Raw genomic sequence first — 20,272 nt, 5'->3', positions numbered from 1 at the left:
GATAATTTCGGATTGCGAAATGCATCAATAACTAAGTGTTTTAAGACAAGGGGAATTTAGCGTATTGGGTAAATTGTATAAAAACAATATATCATGAAAATACAAGCATATTTAGCCTTTAACGGTAACTGTCAAGAAGCATTGAACTTCTACGCATATCTGTTCAACGCAGAAATAAAAAATAGACAAACGTACGAGGAAAAGAAAATTGATGTCCCGTCATCATTCCGTCAAAAATTACAGCACGCAGAGTTAAAAGGTAAAGGCGTACACTTTATGGCATACGATGCCTCGCCAGATACACCATTGAACAATGGTAACCAAATTAATATGAGTGTTGATTTATATGATTTGGATGAAGGAAAACAATTATTCAAAGAATTATCGAGTGGCGGTCAAGTACATCACGAGTTTAGAGAACGAGAATGGGGTCATTTTGGTAGATGTACAGATAGTTTCGGTATCGGATGGATGGTAAACGTAGATAAGTAAATTATTTATAAATGAACTAATAATAAAAATTAAGTAAGAACTATCGAGATGAACCTCATTTTAAGGTTTATCTCGATTATTATATAAAAAGAAAATTATGGATATTATATATGAATATGACGGCGTAACCGCTAGTCAAAGATTAGAAAGTTTTGCAGAAGAAAAATTAAATAAGCTTCACAAAAAGTTTGATGACATTATTCGAGCAGACGTATTCTTGAAACAAGAAAATACTGCATCAGATGAAACAGGTATGATTTGTAACATACGTTTAAGTCTACCAGGACCACGAATTTTTGCAGAAGCCAGTAATCAAAATTTTGAAGAATCGGTTATCGAGTCGGTTAGCGAATTAGAACGCCAACTAAAAAAGCGCAAAGATAAAATGAAGGCTTATTAACAAGCATAAAAAAGCCCTTGCAATTGCAAGGGCTTTTAACTTTATAGGAGATTATATTATTTGTGATGTTCTAAGATTTCAGTAGTTTCTAAATCATTTTGTAAAAATTCTTTTTGTGCTCTTATAATTTCTTTTAAGCGGTGTGGCATCATAGTTTCTGCCAATGCTTTATCATAATCATTAATTGCAGCTTTATCACCTCTAACAGCTTCTTCTAGCATTGCTTCATCATTATCTTCTGCGAAAAAGGCTTTAACATCCATCCAAGTTCTATGTAAAGTACCTGCTGCACTACCTTCAATTTCTACGCTACCTAAATCTAGTTCTGGTACCGATGCTCTAAGTTCTCTTAAGAACTGCATGCGATCGACAATTTTTTTCTCAAAGTAACTTTTAATTCCTACTTGTTTAGAATTTTCAGAAGCTTTTTCAAATCCTTTAATGGCATCTTCATTTTTACTTACCAAGTCTTTTAAATGGTCCTCAATTTTTGCTATATCAGTATTCATATTTTAAATTTTATAAGGCTGTTATGCCTTTGATTAAATAAATTTTCTATCACTAAGATACAGGCATTATACAAGTAAGCTTAGCTATAAAAAATAGTACTTTTGCTCTATTCAATAATTTGTAAACTACCGGAATCATTAATGTTGCTTGTAGTTTTTAGAATATATTTTCTATGGATAGAGTTAAGCTTAAATAAGCATTAATACTATTTTGGGCTTGAACAATAAAAAGAAGACTATGGGATTATCACCACTATTTGGAGTAGCGAAATTATTAGTAAGAAGTAGAAAATTGAAAATGGCAGCTGTAGGCTTACAATTGGCATATTTAGGTTATACCTACATTTCAGACAAAAGAAAAAATAAACAGGTTAGAAAATAAGTCAATATTTTTTTTAAATACCTGATTATTATATAATTATGAACTTTTTTCGATTTGATAGTTTATCAAATTTTTGAAAACCTATGAATTTTTATTAATAATCAATTGAATGAGTTACAAGACCTTTGGAGTATTAATCCCCAAAATCTAGTAACATGAACAATTCAATTAAAATCAGCCTTTTGTTTGCTTGCATGGCAACCATGGGTTATGGCCAAGATTTGGCCTACAATGACAACGGTAAAAGTTTTCAGCAAAGAAAGGTTGAAGAAGTAACCAACCGTACAGAGAATTATAATAAGCTAAAGACGCTTGGTTTTTCTGATGCAGAAATCTTTGAAGATTTAGGTAATGCCAATTTCCTGACCAAAAAATATGCAAATGCATTATACTGGTATGGTAGATTGATGGAAATTTCTGAAGATGGAACATTAAAAAGAAGCTATCAGAAAAGATTTGACCATGCCGTTTCTCAATTAGGTAAAGAAGTTCAGAATGAGTTAGCAGATGAAAACTGGACGGAGTTAGTTAAAGACGATTACAAAATGACACGTGCAGTTGTGCCATCTCGTCTTACCTCTAATAATAGAAGAAATTTTTTACCTTGGGATAGTCAAGGTACTACTAAAGAGTTTGCATCGAACAATGCTGTTCCGGTAAAAACTACTGGTGAGTATGCCCCACCGGTAGCATTGACAAATGGTGGTAATACTGCATATTACAGTAAAACAACATACCGAAAACCTACAACGGGTATGTTCTCAAAAAAGAAGGAAATACATAAAATTTACAAAGCCGATAAAGTTGGTGGTGAGTGGAAAAAAATTACTGAAGTAGCTGTATGCCCTGGTGATTATTCTGCAAAGCATCCAGCAATTTCACCAGATGGTAGTCGATTATTTTTTGCATCTAACATGCCAGGTACTTTTGGTGAGTATGATATATATGTAGCCACAATTCAAAAAAACGGAATGTTGGGTCAAGCTAAAAACCTGGGTTTAAAAGTAAATACGGCAAAAAACGACGTACTACCAAATCCTATCTCAAACGGTAGTTTGGTATTTGCATCAGACGGTAGAGAAGGTTATGGTGGTTTAGATGTCTATATGGTAGAAGTAGGGCAACGTAGTGTTGGTCTTGCCGTAAACATGGGTAACACCATTAATAGTTCATATGATGAGTACTCTGTAAATCTTTTACAAAGCGATGGTTCTGGTTATGTAGTATCTAACCGAATGGCACAAGGTAAGCATACACAAAATGTAGCTTTCAATTTAAGTGATAAGCCTATAAATGATAAAGATAGAGACGATCGCTTCTTAGAAGCCTTTAACTCAGATAGACGAACGCAGTATTCAAGTTCTGTTTTCGAAGATGAATAACCACCCATTATTCATTTCCCCCAATTCATTTGACAAATTCAATTCTAATCACAAAATCAATCGTTATGGAAAGTCCTTATAAAATCAATAGTTTTCTTATTGCTTTATTCTTATTGGCTCTTGTCCAAACAGTAAAAGGTCAAGAAACCAATGCAAATTTAGGATCAAGTAGTACGTACCACAACCAATTATTCTTCAACAGGTTTTTTATAAACCCAACGTTCTCTTTGGTACGTGAGAACAAATCATATTTAAACATTTTACATAGAAATCAATATGCAACCTTCGATGATAATAGTCAAAACTATTTTCTAGGGTTTAGCAACAAATTAAATGATCATACTGCAGTAGGTATTGGTGTTTACAGCCAATGGTCTGGTGTTGTACAGGAATTCGGATTCAATGCCAACTACGCATCGGCAGTAAGATTAGGAGAAAAATCTGTGCTAACCTTTGGTACGAACGTTACCTATTTTAATCAAGGTTTAGACAAAAACAGGATTGTCGTTGGTGAAGACGATCCAAAATTGGCAGATGCAAGAAAAGAGAGTAAAATTGCCATACAACCAGGTATGAACTTATCATTAGGTAAGTTCGATTTCGGGTTCTACGCAGAAGATCTTTTTAAATACAATCAAACAACGAACGAATTTTTAACCGAATTGTCTACCAAAAGTGTGAAGGCATCGGTACAGTATACACATTCATTTGAGCATTCGAGAGGTCTTTTTACAGATGCTCGTTTAATGCCAATGGCACAAGTGGGTCAGAATTATGACGGTAGCCTGTATTACTTTGGGTCGTTATTATTAGACATGCCGAATTACGGATGGTTGCAGGCAACGGTCGATGAGGAGTATGGAGTAGCTGCAGGTGTTGGTTTTAACTTAAGTGAAAAGATGTCTTTAGGGTATTTAATGGAGAAAGACTTATCAAGTGAAGATGCAAATCTAGGTTGGAATCATGAAATAACGTTAGCATATAAATTTAAAGATGATGATTTGGCGATATCGGTAGCAGATAATTCATCAGACAATCAAATAGATAACATAGTACGTAATTATGAAGAGCAGATAGCTCATCTAATCGAAGAACGCGATAACGCTAGAAAATCAGGTCGCAAAAGACAAGATGCATCTTCGAATACAGCTTCAACGGCTTCGGAAAGTAGTTTAGCATATGAGAATAAAATTATATTAGATGAGTTGATTCTACGTCAAGACTCTATAGAAATCGAGAGAATAGCAGCATTTGAAGAACGATTTGAATTAATTGTTAGAATGTTACGTAATGATATCGACACAACGATCAAGAGCTCTTTACAAGACTTTAGCGTAGAGGAAAACACATCTTATGCGTCTAATGATTTAAATGATGATGCAATTGACTTTATCACAGAGCCTGCAGATGCATTTGCAACAGCGTCGGTATCGACAGCTACTTCCACAGCTGCAGCAGAAAAAGCTTCAAGAAGAGCTAACTTTAAGGAATTACCGTCTACAAGAGATAATTTTAAAGAGTTACCGGTAAAGATGTTGGTAGATTCTGATGTTATTGATATGAATTCTGGATACTATGTAATTGCTAATGTATACAGTCAAACAAAGTATATGAATGCGTTTATGAAAGATTTACGTCAGAAGGGTTTAAATCCAAAACAATTTTACAATAAAGAAAATGGTCTGTATTATGTGTACTTAGCAGATTACGATTATAAGAACGATGCTCAAATGGCAGCCAGTACAAATTTAAATGGAAAATACAATCAAGAGAAATGGATCATGCAGGTAAACGAAACTACGGCTACTGCATCTAATACTTTTGAAGATGATGATATAAGTAGAGAGTAATATTTAAAATCTATAAACCTTTACGGTTATATGGTTGATTTGAATTGTCAAAATAAGGAGGGGTGTTGTCCGGGGGGATAACTGGGTCCCCTCCTTTATTTTTTGGTTTACAATTGTGGTGATTCTCGGTTTTAACTTTATGTTAACTATCGACGAATTACCTTATTTTTTATAAAAAGATGGTATTTGAACGAAAAATCTGATGTTTTTAACGGGTATATTGTATTAATATATATATTTCGATCACCAATAAGATTCAAACCCAATTGTATAACCCCAAATCCCCCCCACAACCATGAATGAATTTTACCTACTAAATTCCGGTTTCAAAACACATTTTTTTCTACACAAGATTTCTATCATTTTAGAGCTTCGAAATCTCATTAGTCCAAAGTTTGGCAAACGCCTCAGTTTTCAGAATTGACTCACTAGCGGTAATCCGTCCGTATTTGATTTAATTATTACTGAACAATTGCGAAGTACGATCTAAATATCTTGATCGTTTTTCAGGGCATTATTTGTCATTTTGTATGTAAAAGTGAACATATAGCATACGCTAATGGTTCATACTACATGTCTGTTGTTTAGTTATTCAAACCTTGCAAAAGGTACTTGAAATTACTCAAAACTAACTTTAGTTATTGTTCAGTATTTAGAACGATAGCTTCAAAAACTATGGAGATTATGAAAAATTCAAGCATTAGAATAATAGTATTAGAAAAAGATAGTTCATTACACTCTGTGTACAAAAATCATTTTGAAGATATAGATGGCTATGAAGTAGTAGGCAGCTATACATCTGCCAAAGATGCCATTAAAGATTACAAGTTTACTAAACCTCAAATTGTACTTTCAGAAATTGATTTAGATGATATGAATGGAGTAGATGCCATTAAATTATTTAAAAAGAAAGACTGGGAAGTGAAGATTATAATGTTTAGCGAAATCAATGATTTCGACGTTATAAAAAATGCCTTTAAGAAAGGTGCGAACGGTTATTTGACTAAGCCATTGACCTTAGATAAATTAGAGCACGCCTTACGTAGTATGGAAAAAGAAGGTGCAGCTATGAGCAATGATATCGTTAAGAAAATCATTAGCAATTTTCACAGAAAGACCTTTGCTTTCTTCTCTGAAAGAGAAAATCAAATAGTTGACTTTCTATGTCAAGGCGCAACCTATAAAATGATTGCTAAAAAGTTATTTGTAACGCCAAGCGCGGTCAATTTTCATATTCAGAATATCTATTTAAAGCTAGATGTAAATTCAAAATCAGAGGCGCTTTCTAAAATAGAACAACTTCAAAATCAGTTAGAACAGTATTAAAAATAAGCTGCTTACGTATTGATTCTAAGGCTAGTACGAAAACCTTTTCGAAGAAATATTATTTTTAAAAATACTCATAAGTAACTGATATAAAGTAAATTATATTTTTTTATTATTATAATTTAGGTAGGATAAAATATGTTTACGATAATATTTCGTGACGTAAATATTGAATGGTCGGTATAGTAACTATTTTTGGTTTAACTTATTACAGCAAACCAATTTATACTATTTATGTACCATTTAGGATTAGATATCGGAAGTTCATCTATTAAGATTGCTTTGGTAAATGCTTCAACCGGTAAGAGCGTTGGGGTAGTTACAGAACCTGAGGCAGAAATGTCTATGGAAGCTGTAAAGAATGGCTGGGCTGAGCAAAGTCCAGAAGATTGGTGGCGTTATGTCTGTAGCGGTATTGAGAAATTATGCGTACAAGAAAGTATTAGTAAGACCGATATTTCAGGTATCGGAATATCATATCAAATGCACGGTCTAGTGCTAATTGATAAAGAAGGAAATCCTTTAAGAAAATCTATAATTTGGTGCGATAGTAGGGCAGTAGGCATTGGTCAAAAAGCCTATGAAGAAATAGGGGCAGAAATATGTGATACCCATCTACTAAATTCACCTTCAAATTTCACGGCATCTAAGCTAAAATGGGTCAAAGAAAATGAGCCCGAAACTTATGCCAAGATATATAAAATGATGCTTCCGGGCGATTACATTGCTTATAAATTATCGGGAGTGGTAAATACAACCGTATCTGGTTTATCAGAAGGCATTTTTTGGGATTTCAAAAAAGATGCAATTGCTGATTTGGTATTAGATCAATACGGATTAGACAAAGAAATGATTCCCGATATCGTGGATACTTTTTCAGTACAGTCTAAAGTAGATGAAAAAGGAGCATCAGAAAGCGGATTATCAACCGGTACACCCATATTATATAGAGCAGGTGATCAGCCAAACAATGCTTTGACATTAAATGTTTTTAACCCTGGTGAAGTAGCGGCAACTGGTGGTACATCTGGTGTAGTATATGCCGTTACCGATAACCTTTCGGTAAAAGAAAGCTCTCGTGTAAACAACTTTGCACACGTAAATTATTCCCCTGGAAAACCAGCCAGAATTGGTAAACTTCTTTGCATTAATGGTGCAGGTATACAATATCGGTGGTTGTTGAATAACCTTGATGTTGCCTCTTATGACGAGATGAATACATTGGCAAATGAGGTTCCGGTTGGTTCAGACGGTGTAGCTATAATTCCGTTTGGTAATGGTGCGGAAAGAATGCTGAAAAGTAAAGAAGTTGGAACTAGAATTGTAAATCTTAATCTCAATAATCACGGAAAAGGACATCTGTGCCGTGCAGCTTTAGAAGGTATAGCTTTTTCATTCGTTTATGGTATGGAAATTATGGAGTCAGACGGTATAAAAGTGAATGTTATGCGTGCAGGTAACGACAATCTTTTTCGTTCAGAAATATTTTCGAATACTGTGGCAACCTTAATAGGGTATGACATTGAAATTTATGATACTACTGGGGCAATTGGTGCGGCAAGAGCTGCGAATCTTTATAAAGGTGACTTTGAGGCATTCGGCAAGGCAATTTTAGATAATGATTACGTAATGACTTTCAATCCGAAGAAAGATAAATCGGCATACCAAGAAGCTTATGCAACTTGGAAAAATGAATTAGAATTAATATTGAACAACTTATAAAATCAACATAATGGCAAACAAGGAATATTTTAAAGGAATAGACAAAATTAAATTTGAAGGAAAGGAATCTGACAATCCTTTAGCTTTTAAATATTACAATCCGGATCAAGTAGTGGCGGGTAAAACCATGCGTGATCACTTTAAGTTTTCAACGGCTTACTGGCATACGTTCTGTGGTCAAGGTTCAGATCCATTTGGTCCAGGTACGCAGAGTTTTGAATGGGATAAATCTTCAGATGCCATTCAAGCAGCAAAAGACAAGGCAGATGCTGCTTTTGAATTTTTTGATAAAATAGGATTTGATTATTACTGTTTTCATGATTTCGATTTAATTCAAGAGGGGGCAACGTTTGCAGAATCTGAAAAAAGATTGGCAACGATTACCGATTATTTAAAAGAGAAGCAAAAAGAATCTGGTAAGAAATTGTTGTGGGGTACTGCCAACTGTTTTTCAAACCCAAGGTATATGAACGGTGCCGCTACCAACCCAGATTTTAATGTTGTAGCAAGAGCAGGTGGTCAAATAAAATTGGCATTAGATGCAACCATAGCCTTAGGTGGTGAGAATTATGTTTTCTGGGGAGGTAGAGAAGGTTATATGTCTTTATTGAATACCGATTTAGGTCGCGAAGTCGATCACATGGGGCAGTTCTTGACTATGGCAAGAGATTATGCACGTGCTCAAGGGTTTAAGGGTAACTTTTTTATTGAGCCAAAACCAATGGAGCCAATGAAGCATCAGTATGATTTTGATTGTGCTACGGCAATTGGGTTTTTGAAAGAATACGGTTTAGAGAACGATTTTAAAATGAATATTGAGGTTAACCATGCAACGTTGGCACAGCATACTTTTCAGCATGAAATTGCAGTAGCTGCAAAAGCTGGTATGTTAGGTAGTATGGATGCGAACCGTGGAGATTATCAAAATGGCTGGGATACAGATCAATTCCCGAACAACATTCAAGAAACAACAGAAGCAATGTTGGTATTCTTGGCCGCTGGAGGATTACAAGGTGGCGGAGTGAACTTTGATGCCAAAATTAGAAGAAATAGTACGGACTTAGAAGACGTGTTCCACGCACATATTGGTGGTGCAGACACCTTTGCAAGAGCTTTGATAACTGCAGATAAAATTATCGAATCATCTTCATATAACAAGTTACGTGAAAATAGATATAGTTCTTTTGATTCTGGTAAAGGAAAAGATTTTGAAAACGGTAAGTTAGATATGAAAGATCTTTACAATATCGCCAAAGAAAATGGCGAGTTAGAATTACAGAGTGGTAAGCAAGAATTGTTTGAGAACATCATCAATCAATACATTTAAATAAAGCAGCCCACTATAACCAATATTCATTGTTGGTTAGGTTATGCAATTTGTAAATTATGAAAATAACTGTCCCTTGGTCTTACCATTAGGGACAGTTTGCTTTTACGAATAATTTATATGTCAATTTAAATCTGTTCTTTTGCAGTATTAATTATGAAAAAAGTAACTCTAAAAGATATTGCCGGGCATTTTGGTGTTTCTATCTCTACCGTTTCTAAAGCGATAAATGATAGTCACGAAATTAGTAATGACCTAAAGATAAAGATTCAGGCATACGCTAAAGAGAAGCATTATAAGCCAAACAGGTTAGCACTTAACTTATTGAATAAGAGCACCAAGACCATTGGTGTAATCGTACCCAATATTTTAAATTACTTTTTTGTTCAGGTGTTATATGGTATTGAAAAAGTAGCAAATGAAAGTGGCTATAATATCATAAGTTGCATTAGCAACGAGTCTAGTGCCAAAGAAACGAAAACACTTGAGTTCTTTGACGCGGGTACGGTAGATGGTGTTATTATGTCGTTGGCAGAAGAAAGTCAGAACGAAGACACGCACGAAGCACTGATAGATGTTATTAATAATGATATTCCTGTAGTACTTTTTGATAGGGTTTCAGAAAATGTACAATGCGATAAGGTCGTTGTTGACGATTTAGAGGCAGGTTATAAAATAACCAAACATTTAATAAATATAGGTTGTAAAAATATAGCGGTTGTTAATCCTATATCTAGTTCAAGCGTAGGTAAATTAAGACTTTTAGGATATAAAAAAGCGTTAAAAGAATTAGGTATTCCGTTTGATCCTAAGTTAATTATCAATCTTACCATAAAAGATGATTTAGATTTATTGATGTCTTTTTTGCTGAATTATAAAACCATAGATGGTATTATAGGTATCGATGAATTAATTGCCGTTCAAGTCTTAGAAGTTGTCAAGGCAAGAGGATATAACGTACCAAATGATATTTCAATAATTGGTTTTACAAACGGACAGTTATCTAAATACGTAACACCATCATTGACTATGGTAAGTCAGCATGGTAAGTATATTGGCGAGCAAACTGCTAAATTATTGATCAATAGAATTAAAAACCCTGGTTTGCCTTACGAAACTAAGATTGTAAAAACTAGTTTACTGGTAAGAGACTCTACCAAAAAATTACAATAATCTATACCGTATCTGGGTGTGGGTGTTCCCATTTCCCACGATAATTGCGTTGTAATAATGCAGTAGCTTCGGGGTCGTTTATGACTGTTTTACTTTGTGGATCATACACTAAAGGTCTTTTTAAATCCATCGATAAATTTGCCAAAATACAACTAGCGGTAGAAATATGTCCATTTTCAATATCAGCTACAGGTTTGGTATTGTTTTGTATGGCATTCAAAAAATCTGTCATATGTCTTCTTGTAGCGGGTGCAGCATGTAACTCAATATCTTTTTCAGATAAATCTTCAGGGTATTTCTCTTTTTCATAAACTACGTCAAATCGAATAGTTTCACCACCATCTACTGGTATAAATTCAGCCTTCATCACATCACCCTTTAAAACACCTTTTTCTCCATAGATTTTAAAAGCCCAAGGGTAATCAGTATCATCTGGATTACCCCATGTTCTATGCTGCCAATTACAGTTATGATCATCATACTCGAATATGGCAGATTGCGTGTCTGATATGTTCGACTTTCCATTCTTCTGAACAAAAATTCCACCTTCAGAACTAATACGCTTTGGCCATCCTAAGTCAAGCATCCAACGAACGGTATCTAGCATGTGAACACACATATCGCCCGTAATTCCGTTTCCATATTCTCGAAACGTACGCCACCATCTTTTATGAGGTAAACCATCGTAAGGTCTCATAGGCGCAGGACCTGTCCACATGTCATAATCAAAGAAATCAGGTACGTCTTGTTCTTGCGGATTTCCATTGGCACGCATATGGTAATAGCAACTCATATCAACATGACCAATAGTTCCAAGCAAATCGGTATCAATAATTTGTTTTTTAGCTGCTACGAGATGCGGCGTACTTTTTCGCTGTGTACCCACTTGAACCACTCTGTTGTATTTTTTAGCGGCAGTGACCATAGCCTCACCTTCGATAACATCAACGCTAATAGGTTTTTGAACATATACGTGGGCTCCAGATTTTAGCGCTTCAATACAGGTTAATGCATGCCAATGATCAGGTGTGCCTATAAGTACAATATCTAATTTCTCTTTTTTTAACATGATTCTGTAATCGGTAAATAGTTTTGGTTTTTTACCGTTTTTTTGTCGCTCAGAAACTAATTGTGCCGCGGTATTTAATTGATTTGTATCAACATCGCAAAGTGAGACCACTTCTACATTTGCTACCTGAATAAGACGCAATAAATCGCCGGTACCATACCAGCCAGTCCCAATAAGTGCTACTTTTTTTGGCTTTTCGTTCCCGAAAAACTCAAATCCGTATGAGTTAAATGAAGTAAGTAGTAATGATGCCGAGGCAGCTTTAATAAAATTTCGGCGCTTTAGTAATGTTGGTTGGTTAGACATGACGAGTTGATTTTTATTAGCTTACGAATATCAAAATTATAAGAGTCAATATAACAAATCCTATAAAAATAATATTCAATGATTAAGAATTTGTCAATGTTTAGCATATTTAGGTATATTTAAATCAAAATTTTATCAAATACAATGAACTTACGTTTTACCCTGATGATGTTGTGCCTGTTGGTAACCACTTTTGCTAAGGCTGAAATTACTTTACCAAAAATTTTCTCAAATGATATGGTCTTGCAACGTGAGAGTGATGTATTGCTATATGGCTGGGCAGAACCAAATGAAGAATTCTCCATTTATACAAGTTGGAACGATAAAACCGTTAAGGTTAAAACAGGTAATGATGCAAAATGGGAGCTTACCGTAAAAACACCTGAAGCAGGCGGACCGTTTAAAATAATCTTTAAGGGAAAAATTAACGAAATTGCCTTGAAAGATGTTTTAATAGGCGAGGTATGGCTTTGTTCTGGGCAAAGCAATATGGAATGGAGTGCAAACAGTAAAATAGACAACAGAGATGTTGAAGTTGAAAATGCTAACTACCCAAAAATTCGACTTTTTACGGTAGCGAAGAGAACAGCAAAATATCCGCAAGAAGATGTGGCAGGTACTTGGGTACCTTGTTCACCTGAAACTATGCAAGATTTTAGCGCAGTTGCTTATTTCTTTGCTAGAAAGCTTCAAAAAGAATTGAATATTCCTATCGGATTAATAGATAACGCTTGGGGAGCATCAAGTTCCGAAGTGTGGACACCAGAGTCTGTTTTTGAAGCACACCCTGAATTGGTAGAAGCACATGAAAAAATAGAGCCTAACAAATGGGTAACGGTAGAGAAGTCATCTTTGTATAACGGTATGGTAGCCCCGTTGACGAAGTTTAAAATAGGCGGCACGATTTGGTATCAAGGAGAATCAAATACTGCGAATGCCGAAAGCTACCAAAAGCTTTTTACCAAAATGATTACTTCTTGGCGAGCAGAATGGAAAGATGACTTTCCATTTTATTATGTTCAAATAGCGCCATTTAATTATGATCAAGAATTTGCTGGCGGTATAGTTCGAGATCAGCAACGAAGGGCAATGTCACTAGAAAATACAGCCATGGCAATGACGAGTGATATCTGTACTATCGAAGATATTCACCCTTTAAACAAGCAAGATGTAGGCTTACGGTTAGCCAATATTGCGCTTAAAAATCACTATGGTTTATTAGAAGATACAGAAGTATATGGTCCGCTATACGATTCTTTTACAAAAGATGGCAATCAGTTAATAGTGAAGTTCAGCAACGCTGACGGATTATATTCTAAAGGAAAGAAAATAACACTTTTTGAAGTTTCTAATGCTGCGGGAAAATGGTTTCCTGCGAAGGCAAAATTAAAGAATGAACAAGTGGTATTAAGCTCAAAAGAAGTAAAAAATCCAACAGGGGTACGATATGCGTTTAGAAGTACAGATATAGGTACTTTATTCAATGCCGTTGGTTTACCTGCTTCTACCTTTGTAAGCGAATAACAAAATTGTCTAAAAAGGACCAATGTGCTTAAAAAATATCCGTCCGTCCAGTAACGATGGTTATTCAGCTAAAAACACAGGTTCTTATTTTATTAAATAGTTAAATTGTAATCAATAACTAATTTCAAATTATGCAGATAAAAGAATCCTCAGAAATCTTTGATGTTATCATCGTAGGTTCAGGAGCTGGTGGTGGTATGGCTACCAAACAATTGGCAGATGCAGGTTTAAATGTAGCTGTTGTAGAAGCGGGTCCTTTTTTTGACCCAGCTGATCCAAAGACCATGACACAATTAAAACAGCCATATGATTCTCCAAGAAGGGGAGCTGGTACAACAAGAGCTTTTGGCGAATGGGATATGTCATGGGGAGATTGGGAAGTGGAAGGAGAGCCATATACGCATGCAGAAGGAACTGAATTTAAATGGTGGCGCGCAAGAATGCTCGGAGGACGAACCAATCACTGGGGACGTATTTCATTACGTTTCGGACCTAAAGATTTTAAAGGGAAGACCCGTGATGGCCATGGAGATGACTGGCCAATAGGATACGAAGATGTTAAGCCTTATTATGATAAATTAGACAAGTTAATTGGTGTATTTGGCACCAATGAAGGTAGAGAAAACGATCCTGACGGATTCTTTCTTCCTCCCCCGAAACCAAGACTGCACGAATTATTTTACATCAACGGCGCAAAAAAGTCAAATATACCGGTGATACCAGGTAGGCTTTCTATGTTGACCAAAAGAATCAACGAAGATCGCGGAGTTTGTTTTTATTGTGGACAATGTGGTAGATCATGTCAAATATATGCCGATTTCTCAGCAGGTAGTTGCTTGATTTTTCCGGCTCAAAAGAGTGGCGGTCAAGTAAAATTGTTTGTGAATTCAATGGTACGCGAGGTTCTTACCAATGAAGAAGGTAAGGCTACAGGTGTGTCTTACATCAACAAAGAAGATAGAAAAGAATATACGCTTAGAGGTAAAGTGGTAGTATTGGCTGCATCTGCATGTAGTTCTGCACGTATACTTTTAAACTCTAAGAGTAAGCAACACCCTAATGGATTAGGTAATAGTAGTAACCTTGTTGGTAGATATTTACACGATTCAACAGGTTCAAGTGCATCGGGAGTTATACCAGGTTTATTGAATAGAAAGACTTCATATAATGAAGATGGTGTTGGTGGTATGCATGTTTATTCACCTTGGTGGGGCGATAATTCTAAATTGAACTTCCCTAGAGGTTATCATATTGAAGTTTGGGGCGGTATGGGGCAGCCTAATTACGGTTTTGGTTGGAATCCAAATGCTATGAACCAATACTTCGGATTAAAATCTGGAGGATATGGCGATAGCCTGCGTGACGATGTAAAGAAATACTACGGTGCCGTAATAGGTTTTGGCGGTCGTGGAGAAGCAATCGCTTACAAAGACAATTACTGTGAAATTGACCCTACAACGGTAGATCAATTTGGTATTCCTGTTTTGAAGTTTAACTATAAGCACTCAGAATACGAGGTAAATCAGGCGAAACATATGCAAGACACCTTTGAAGAGATTATTCATAACATGGGTGGCCATTACTTAGGGGACAAGCCAGGTAAGGATAAAGATTACGGATTGAACAAACCAGGTGAGATTATTCACGAGGTAGGTACAACAAGAATGGGAGATGACCCAAAAACATCTGTTACTAATAAGTTTCAACAGTTACATGATGCAGATAACGTATTTATTGTAGACGCAGGGGTTTTTGTGTCTCAAGCAGATAAAAACTGTACTTGGACGATTATGGCGCTATCGTGGAGAGCATCTGATTATATCATTGAACAATTAAAGGCACAAAATATTTAGATCATGGATAGAAGAAAGAGTTTACAAACTTTAATACTCGGTGGTGCTGCGGCAACTTCTGGGCTGGTCTTCAATTCTTGTAAGACTGAAAATGGCGAATCTGTAGATCAAGATATTGCAGCCAGTAGCGAAAAATATTTCGGTAGAACACCGGCTGAACTAGAGCGCATAGAAAAGCTAAATGCAGAAAAATTGTTCAATGCTCATGAGATGGAAACTATTGCAGCTTTAAGTGTTGTAATACTTCCGCCAAAAGAGCCACATGGTGGTCCTATAGAGGCAGAAGTACCGGCGCTTGTAGAATTTATGGGTAAAGATATTCCAGAAATGGCTCCAACACTATTAGGTGGCTTAATGTGGTTAGATCATAAGAGCAATACTGAATTTGGTGCCGAATTTAAGTCTGCTACTTTAGAGCAGAAAAAGCAGATTTGCGATGAAATTTGCTGGCATGATACAGAGAAACCGTTAAGCGAACAACCTTTAGAAATTCAGTTTTTCTATACTATGCGCGGTTTAACCGTAACAGGTTATTATACTTCTAAAGTAGGTATTGCCGATTTAGGATATAAAGGAAATTCACCTAATGTTTGGGATGGCGTACCGCAAGATGTACTAGACCAACACGGTGTTGCTTATGACCCAGAATGGATTGCAAAATGTGTAGACCAAAGCCAGCGTAACGTTATGGCAGAATGGGATGACGAAGGAAATTTACTTACGTAAACAACATCATAATGATTAAAAAAGTAATTATCACCACTGTCCTTTTGGGTAGTGGTTTTTTAGCACAGGCTCAAGAAGTAGGTTTACAGTTATATAGCCTTCGAAATCAATTTAACATGGATGTTTCTAACACCCTAGGATTGATTAATGAATGGGGAATAACGAAGATTGAAGGTGGTGAAACCTATGATATGCCATTGAATGATTTTAAAACCTTACTAGCAGAGAATGATTTAGAGATGGTTAGCGTAGGTGCCGGGTTTAGTGACTTGGAGAATGATGTTGAAAAAGTCATTAAAAATGCCAAAGATTTTGGAGCTAAATATGTAATGTGTGCATGGGTGCCTCACGATGATAACAAATGGGATCTAGAAGAAACAAAACACGCGACAGAAGTGTTCAATAAAGCAGGAAAGATTTTGAAGAATAACGGACTCGTATTGGCGTATCATCCACACGGGTATGAATTTAGGCCTTATAAAAATGGTACCTTATTTGATTACATGGCTAAAAATGCAACAGACTTTACTTTTGAATTAGATGTGTTCTGGGCGCAACATGGTGGTGCTGATCCGTTGGCATTAATGAAAAAATATCCGAAGAAATTTACCCTTTTACACTTAAAGGATATGGAAAAAGGTATTGAAGGTAATAATACCGGTCACGAAGATGATGATACCAATGTTGTTTTAGGTACCGGGCAAATAGATATTGCAGGGGTAGTTACCGAGGCTAAAAAATTAGGCATAGAATACATGTTCATAGAAGATGAATCTAAGAACGTAGTTACACAAGTACCAAAAAGCTTAGTGTATTTAAAAAGTTTGAAGTAAACCAACAACCAAAAGTGCAATGCAACCTTCTATTTTTAATTAAATAGGAGGTTTTTTTTCTCTTTAATAGTATGAAATATCTATTCAGAAATATTGCCAAAGAATACACATTTTGAAGTCAAAGCTGAACGTATAGGCTATCGAGATAGACAAATGTTTGGTATGGGAAAAACAAATTTCATGTGTTTACTCTTTAATTGCCAAACCAACCATAGAGTCGGCAGTTCCATAATATAAAAACCACTTGTCATTAAAATACACTAAACCTTGAATAAAGGTAGTACCTGCTTTATATTGTCCGCTGATTTCGTGAGGTAAGCTTGGGCAAATAAAAGGAACCTCCATTCTTTGAAGCATTTTAGTCGGATTATTTTTATCGAACAAGACTTGCCCGCCACAATAAGTACCCTCTGGGTATTTAGTAGTAGCACCATCTCCACTTAAGTTTTTACCATTGTATAATAAAAGAATACCGGCATCTGTATACAGGGCAGGTGGTCCTGGTTCAGTTAAATGGCTGTCAAATTCATTTAAAGTTGGTTTAAAACTATGAAATAAATCACCTTTATCATTTAAGCTAGGCTGCCAATCAACTCCATTTTCAGAAATAGCAAGGTTAACGAACAGCTCTCCCCAATACATCAGGTACTTACCATTTATTTTTTTTGCAATTAATCGCCCATTTACTAATTCGGTAACAATTGAACCAGATTTGCTCCATTCATTTAAAAATTTTCCTTCATAGGCATTTTCAAAAACTGGTCCTGCTTTTATCCATGTTTTTAAATCTTTAGATGTAGCACTAGAAAGTCGAGCAACATCATTGTTCCAACTTGTATAGAGCATAATGTAAGTGCCTTCGGGTGTTTCAACAATTCTAGGGTCTTCCACACCACCAGGTTGGTCCCACTTTGCAAATTCATCGTTATCGGGAAAAAGTACAGGTTTTTCATATTTTGAAAAGTGTATTCCGTCAGTACTAAACGCTAACCCGATGCGAGAGGTTCTTTCTCCTAAAATAGCATCCGGATTATCTTCTGCCCTAAACAATAAAAATACCGTATCGTTTTTTACGATAGCTCCCGGATTAAAAACATCAGCCTTTTGCCACCGGACTTCATTCTTAGAAATCGGATCTAAAAATGTATAGGTAGAATCTGGTTGCATTATTGGGTTAAGCTCAGTTTTCTGAAAACCCAAGAGCCATGAAGATGCCGGTTTTTCTAAATCCTTGTTCAATAGCTTCTTATCATTCTTACATGAGAAACTTAAAAGCGCTAGGCTCAAAAATAGAAATATGTGGTTGTTCATGGTTTTTGTTTAAATACATTCGATAATGATAATTGGTCATTATGAATTGAAACTACTTTAAAGATAAAGCACCTCTAGTAAAAATCTGTATATTGAAACACAAATAAAATTAAAACATGTTTAAGAATAGAGTTTGGGCATTGTTAGCGATGGCAATTTTTGTGTTTACGACCGGTTGTAAAGACGAGTCTAAAAGTATAAATACAGCTGCTAATGCAAAACAAGCAGTAGAAACTGTAATAGATTCAATAATAGAACCTAAAGTGGAGCAACCTGTATTAAAAAGCTTGGAAGATGTCGCAGATAGTACATTCGTACGATTATCAGACTATAGCGACGGCTTTGCGTATGACTTAAGATATGCTACAGATAATAACTTTTTGAAAGAGCAGGTATATGATTGTGGTGAATGTTACACTAGAGCAAAAACGGTAAAGGCATTATTAAAAGCAAATGAAGAATTTAACAAACACGGAGTAAAAATTAAATTTTACGATTGTTACAGACCTAATTCAGTACAGTATAAAATGTGGAAAATAGTCCCTAATCCGCAATACGTGGCGAACCCTGTTAAAGGCTCCATTCATAACAAAGGTGGCGCAGTAGATATTACATTGGTGACTTTAGAGGGTGAGGAATTGAATATGCCTTCGGATTTTGATTTTTTCGGAAAACGTGCTTATCACGATAATTTTGACTTACCTCAAGACATTCTTGATAATAGAAAGCTACTCAAGGAAACTATGGAAAAACATGGGTTTTGGTCAACAAGAACAGAATGGTGGCATTATAATTTACAAGGAGCATCGCATGACCCGATTGCAAATTTTAAATGGGATTGTGAATAGTATAAATTATAAGATATGAAAATCAAACTAATGTTGTTATTGTTGCTAATGGTGAACGGTATTTTTGCTCAAGATACCATAATGCCTTTATGGCCTAAAGATAAAATTCCCAATCATGTTAAGAGTTCAGAAAGAGAAATCCATGAGCAAAATGAAATTTTACGAATCAGTAAAGTTCAGGTACCCACTATTGAGGTGTATTTACCATCAAAACGAGATGCAACCGGAGAGGCGGTTTTAATTTTTCCGGGAGGAGGGTATGGAATACTAGCTTATGATTGGGAAGGTACAGATATAGCAAAATTCTTGAACAGTAAAGGTATTGCAGGTATAGTATTAAAATATCGTTTGCCATCAGATGTTTCGCAGACCGATAAAAAGTTCGTGCCACTGATAGATGCTCAAAGAGCGGTTAAACTAGTTCGTAGTAAAGCAGAACAGTTTAATGTTAAGACTAATAAAATAGGAATTATTGGGTTTTCAGCAGGTGGGCATTTAGCATCCACTTTAGGAACGCATTTTGATGAAAAGGTTTATAAAGATGTTGATGATATTGATGAAGAAAGTGCACGTCCAGATTTTATGGCATTGGGTTACCCGGTAATTTCTTTTGGACCTCATACTCATAGTGGATCTAAGACTAATTTAATAGGCGAAGAAGCACCTAGTGAATTGTCTGATTATTTTTCAAATGAAAAACAGGTTACCAAGTTAACTCCACCTACATTTCTACTTCACGCTACAGATGACACCGTAGTACCGGTAGAAAATAGTTTGTTATTCTATAAAGCAGTAAAGAATAAAGGGGTTTCTGCAACGATGCACATTTACCCAAAAGGCGGTCACGGGTTCGGATTAGGTTTACATGATGAGCATTTGAAAGATTGGGGTGAGGGAATGATAGACTGGATAATTTCTTTGAGATAGTATTTCAAGTTTTGATAAAAGATCGATTCTAATCTTCAAAACTTCTCTATTTTTGCAATCAGAATTTTCGGGATGTAGCCCTTCGACTTCACTCAGGATAAACTGCACTACAGTTCATTTTAAGGTGTTGAAAAACTACGTAATATTTTGGAGATTAATTTCCATTTAAATTTCGGGATGTAGCGCAGTCCGGTAGCGCACTCGGCTGGGGGTCGAGTGGTCGCAGGTTCAAATCCTGTCATCCCGACTTAACTATTTTCAAATAGTTGCATGACGTTGCAAATCACCTGATTTGCAACGTTTTATGTTTTT

The 20,272-nt window shown here is 35.7% G+C and carries 18 protein-coding genes and 1 tRNA gene; 16 read left to right on the top strand and 3 right to left on the bottom strand.

Translation table 11 applies throughout. The features are described from left to right. Nucleotides 1-93 precede the first annotated feature (93 nt). Nucleotides 94-492: a VOC family protein gene (locus tag DFQ03_RS11330; RefSeq protein WP_133673297.1), complete on the top strand. Its 399-nt coding sequence runs from the start codon at nucleotides 94-96 to the stop codon at nucleotides 490-492. A gap of 97 nt (nucleotides 493-589) precedes the next feature. Continuing rightward, nucleotides 590-892 (top strand): ribosome hibernation-promoting factor, HPF/YfiA family, encoded by a 303-nt coding sequence (gene hpf, locus DFQ03_RS11325; RefSeq protein WP_133673296.1) that lies wholly within the window; start codon nucleotides 590-592, stop codon nucleotides 890-892. A 56-nt stretch (nucleotides 893-948) separates the two neighbouring features. On the opposite strand, the gene DFQ03_RS11320 is transcribed toward hpf, so the two are convergent. Beyond that, complete coding sequence (locus tag DFQ03_RS11320; RefSeq protein WP_133673295.1) at nucleotides 949-1,401, bottom strand: ferritin-like domain-containing protein; 453 nt, start codon at nucleotides 1,399-1,401, stop codon at nucleotides 949-951. 238 nt (nucleotides 1,402-1,639) lie between these two features. Here DFQ03_RS11320 and DFQ03_RS18825 point away from each other — a divergent pair, with 238 nt between their 5' ends. The 7 genes from DFQ03_RS18825 (at nucleotide 1,640) to DFQ03_RS11290 (ending at nucleotide 10,563) form a co-directional block, all read left to right on the top strand. Beyond that, nucleotides 1,640-1,783, top strand: coding sequence for a hypothetical protein (locus DFQ03_RS18825; protein WP_157486566.1), 144 nt, complete (start codon nucleotides 1,640-1,642; stop codon nucleotides 1,781-1,783). A 155-nt stretch (nucleotides 1,784-1,938) separates the two neighbouring features. Further along, the gene (locus tag DFQ03_RS11315) at nucleotides 1,939-3,165 is read left to right on the top strand and encodes a TolB family protein (protein WP_133673294.1); all 1,227 of its coding nucleotides are present in this window, start codon (nucleotides 1,939-1,941) and stop codon (nucleotides 3,163-3,165) included. A 65-nt stretch (nucleotides 3,166-3,230) separates the two neighbouring features. Next, the gene (locus DFQ03_RS11310) at nucleotides 3,231-5,015 is read left to right on the top strand and encodes a PorP/SprF family type IX secretion system membrane protein (protein ID WP_133673293.1); all 1,785 of its coding nucleotides are present in this window, start codon (nucleotides 3,231-3,233) and stop codon (nucleotides 5,013-5,015) included. Between the two features lie 684 nt (nucleotides 5,016-5,699). After that, nucleotides 5,700-6,341 carry a response regulator transcription factor gene (locus DFQ03_RS11305; RefSeq protein ID WP_133673292.1) on the top strand — a complete coding sequence of 214 codons (642 nt, stop codon included), beginning with the start codon at nucleotides 5,700-5,702 and terminating at the stop codon, nucleotides 6,339-6,341. A 234-nt stretch (nucleotides 6,342-6,575) separates the two neighbouring features. Next, complete coding sequence (locus DFQ03_RS11300) at nucleotides 6,576-8,063, top strand: xylulokinase (RefSeq protein ID WP_133673291.1); 1,488 nt, start codon at nucleotides 6,576-6,578, stop codon at nucleotides 8,061-8,063. Between the two features lie 10 nt (nucleotides 8,064-8,073). After that, complete coding sequence (gene xylA, locus DFQ03_RS11295; RefSeq protein ID WP_394346267.1) at nucleotides 8,074-9,390, top strand: xylose isomerase; 1,317 nt, start codon at nucleotides 8,074-8,076, stop codon at nucleotides 9,388-9,390. 156 nt (nucleotides 9,391-9,546) lie between these two features. Continuing rightward, nucleotides 9,547-10,563 (top strand): LacI family DNA-binding transcriptional regulator, encoded by a 1,017-nt coding sequence (locus DFQ03_RS11290; protein ID WP_133673289.1) that lies wholly within the window; start codon nucleotides 9,547-9,549, stop codon nucleotides 10,561-10,563. A gap of 1 nt (nucleotide 10,564) precedes the next feature. Here the strand turns inward: DFQ03_RS11290 and DFQ03_RS11285 are convergent, their stop codons facing one another. Further along, nucleotides 10,565-11,938, bottom strand: a complete 1,374-nt coding sequence (locus DFQ03_RS11285) for a Gfo/Idh/MocA family protein (protein WP_133673288.1) — start codon at nucleotides 11,936-11,938, stop codon at nucleotides 10,565-10,567. A 144-nt stretch (nucleotides 11,939-12,082) separates the two neighbouring features. Here DFQ03_RS11285 and DFQ03_RS11280 point away from each other — a divergent pair, with 144 nt between their 5' ends. The 4 genes from DFQ03_RS11280 to DFQ03_RS11265 all read left to right on the top strand — a co-directional run bounded on the left by DFQ03_RS11280 (nucleotide 12,083) and on the right by DFQ03_RS11265 (nucleotide 16,874). Further along, on the top strand, nucleotides 12,083-13,462 hold the full coding sequence (locus DFQ03_RS11280; protein ID WP_133673287.1) for a sialate O-acetylesterase: 1,380 nt from the start codon (nucleotides 12,083-12,085) through the stop codon (nucleotides 13,460-13,462). A 131-nt stretch (nucleotides 13,463-13,593) separates the two neighbouring features. Continuing rightward, nucleotides 13,594-15,315, top strand: coding sequence for a GMC family oxidoreductase (locus tag DFQ03_RS11275; RefSeq protein WP_133673286.1), 1,722 nt, complete (start codon nucleotides 13,594-13,596; stop codon nucleotides 15,313-15,315). A 3-nt stretch (nucleotides 15,316-15,318) separates the two neighbouring features. Beyond that, on the top strand, nucleotides 15,319-16,041 hold the full coding sequence (locus DFQ03_RS11270) for a gluconate 2-dehydrogenase subunit 3 family protein (protein ID WP_133673285.1): 723 nt from the start codon (nucleotides 15,319-15,321) through the stop codon (nucleotides 16,039-16,041). 11 nt (nucleotides 16,042-16,052) lie between these two features. After that, nucleotides 16,053-16,874, top strand: a complete 822-nt coding sequence (locus DFQ03_RS11265; protein WP_133673284.1) for a sugar phosphate isomerase/epimerase family protein — start codon at nucleotides 16,053-16,055, stop codon at nucleotides 16,872-16,874. Between the two features lie 186 nt (nucleotides 16,875-17,060). Here DFQ03_RS11265 and DFQ03_RS11260 read toward each other — a convergent pair whose 3' ends face one another. Continuing rightward, the gene (locus DFQ03_RS11260) at nucleotides 17,061-18,185 is read right to left on the bottom strand and encodes a glycoside hydrolase family 130 protein (protein WP_133673283.1); all 1,125 of its coding nucleotides are present in this window, start codon (nucleotides 18,183-18,185) and stop codon (nucleotides 17,061-17,063) included. A gap of 116 nt (nucleotides 18,186-18,301) precedes the next feature. Between DFQ03_RS11260 and DFQ03_RS11255 the strand changes: the two genes are divergently transcribed. The 3 genes from DFQ03_RS11255 (at nucleotide 18,302) to DFQ03_RS11245 (ending at nucleotide 20,207) form a co-directional block, all read left to right on the top strand. Continuing rightward, on the top strand, nucleotides 18,302-19,033 hold the full coding sequence (locus tag DFQ03_RS11255) for a M15 family metallopeptidase (RefSeq protein WP_243834483.1): 732 nt from the start codon (nucleotides 18,302-18,304) through the stop codon (nucleotides 19,031-19,033). Between the two features lie 15 nt (nucleotides 19,034-19,048). Next, the gene (locus DFQ03_RS11250; RefSeq protein WP_133673282.1) at nucleotides 19,049-19,960 is read left to right on the top strand and encodes an alpha/beta hydrolase; all 912 of its coding nucleotides are present in this window, start codon (nucleotides 19,049-19,051) and stop codon (nucleotides 19,958-19,960) included. A gap of 173 nt (nucleotides 19,961-20,133) precedes the next feature. Next, nucleotides 20,134-20,207, top strand: a tRNA-Pro gene (locus DFQ03_RS11245). Nucleotides 20,208-20,272: the final 65 nt, after the last annotated feature.

The organism is Maribacter caenipelagi, from assembly GCF_004364175.1.
In the GTDB taxonomy this organism is placed as follows: Bacteria; Bacteroidota; Bacteroidia; order Flavobacteriales; family Flavobacteriaceae; genus Maribacter; species Maribacter caenipelagi.
The sequence above is the reverse complement of the archived record's forward strand: the minus strand, read 5'-3'. Positions and strand labels throughout refer to the sequence as shown.

Excerpts from the sequence above, each read along its gene's own strand:
- DFQ03_RS11330 (WP_133673297.1), top strand. The coding sequence starts at position 94 with ATGAAAATACAAGCATATTTAGCCTTTAACGGTAACTGTCAAGAAGCA.
- hpf (WP_133673296.1), top strand. The coding sequence starts at position 590 with ATGGATATTATATATGAATATGACGGCGTAACCGCTAGTCAAAGATTA.
- DFQ03_RS11320 (WP_133673295.1), bottom strand. The coding sequence starts at position 1,401 with ATGAATACTGATATAGCAAAAATTGAGGACCATTTAAAAGACTTGGTA.
- DFQ03_RS18825 (WP_157486566.1), top strand. The coding sequence starts at position 1,640 with ATGGGATTATCACCACTATTTGGAGTAGCGAAATTATTAGTAAGAAGT.
- DFQ03_RS11315 (WP_133673294.1), top strand. The coding sequence starts at position 1,939 with ATGAACAATTCAATTAAAATCAGCCTTTTGTTTGCTTGCATGGCAACC.
- DFQ03_RS11310 (WP_133673293.1), top strand. The coding sequence starts at position 3,231 with ATGGAAAGTCCTTATAAAATCAATAGTTTTCTTATTGCTTTATTCTTA.
- DFQ03_RS11305 (WP_133673292.1), top strand. The coding sequence starts at position 5,700 with ATGAAAAATTCAAGCATTAGAATAATAGTATTAGAAAAAGATAGTTCA.
- DFQ03_RS11300 (WP_133673291.1), top strand. The coding sequence starts at position 6,576 with ATGTACCATTTAGGATTAGATATCGGAAGTTCATCTATTAAGATTGCT.
- xylA (WP_394346267.1), top strand. The coding sequence starts at position 8,074 with ATGGCAAACAAGGAATATTTTAAAGGAATAGACAAAATTAAATTTGAA.
- DFQ03_RS11290 (WP_133673289.1), top strand. The coding sequence starts at position 9,547 with ATGAAAAAAGTAACTCTAAAAGATATTGCCGGGCATTTTGGTGTTTCT.
- DFQ03_RS11285 (WP_133673288.1), bottom strand. The coding sequence starts at position 11,938 with ATGTCTAACCAACCAACATTACTAAAGCGCCGAAATTTTATTAAAGCT.
- DFQ03_RS11280 (WP_133673287.1), top strand. The coding sequence starts at position 12,083 with ATGAACTTACGTTTTACCCTGATGATGTTGTGCCTGTTGGTAACCACT.
- DFQ03_RS11275 (WP_133673286.1), top strand. The coding sequence starts at position 13,594 with ATGCAGATAAAAGAATCCTCAGAAATCTTTGATGTTATCATCGTAGGT.
- DFQ03_RS11270 (WP_133673285.1), top strand. The coding sequence starts at position 15,319 with ATGGATAGAAGAAAGAGTTTACAAACTTTAATACTCGGTGGTGCTGCG.
- DFQ03_RS11265 (WP_133673284.1), top strand. The coding sequence starts at position 16,053 with ATGATTAAAAAAGTAATTATCACCACTGTCCTTTTGGGTAGTGGTTTT.
- DFQ03_RS11260 (WP_133673283.1), bottom strand. The coding sequence starts at position 18,185 with ATGAACAACCACATATTTCTATTTTTGAGCCTAGCGCTTTTAAGTTTC.
- DFQ03_RS11255 (WP_243834483.1), top strand. The coding sequence starts at position 18,302 with ATGTTTAAGAATAGAGTTTGGGCATTGTTAGCGATGGCAATTTTTGTG.
- DFQ03_RS11250 (WP_133673282.1), top strand. The coding sequence starts at position 19,049 with ATGAAAATCAAACTAATGTTGTTATTGTTGCTAATGGTGAACGGTATT.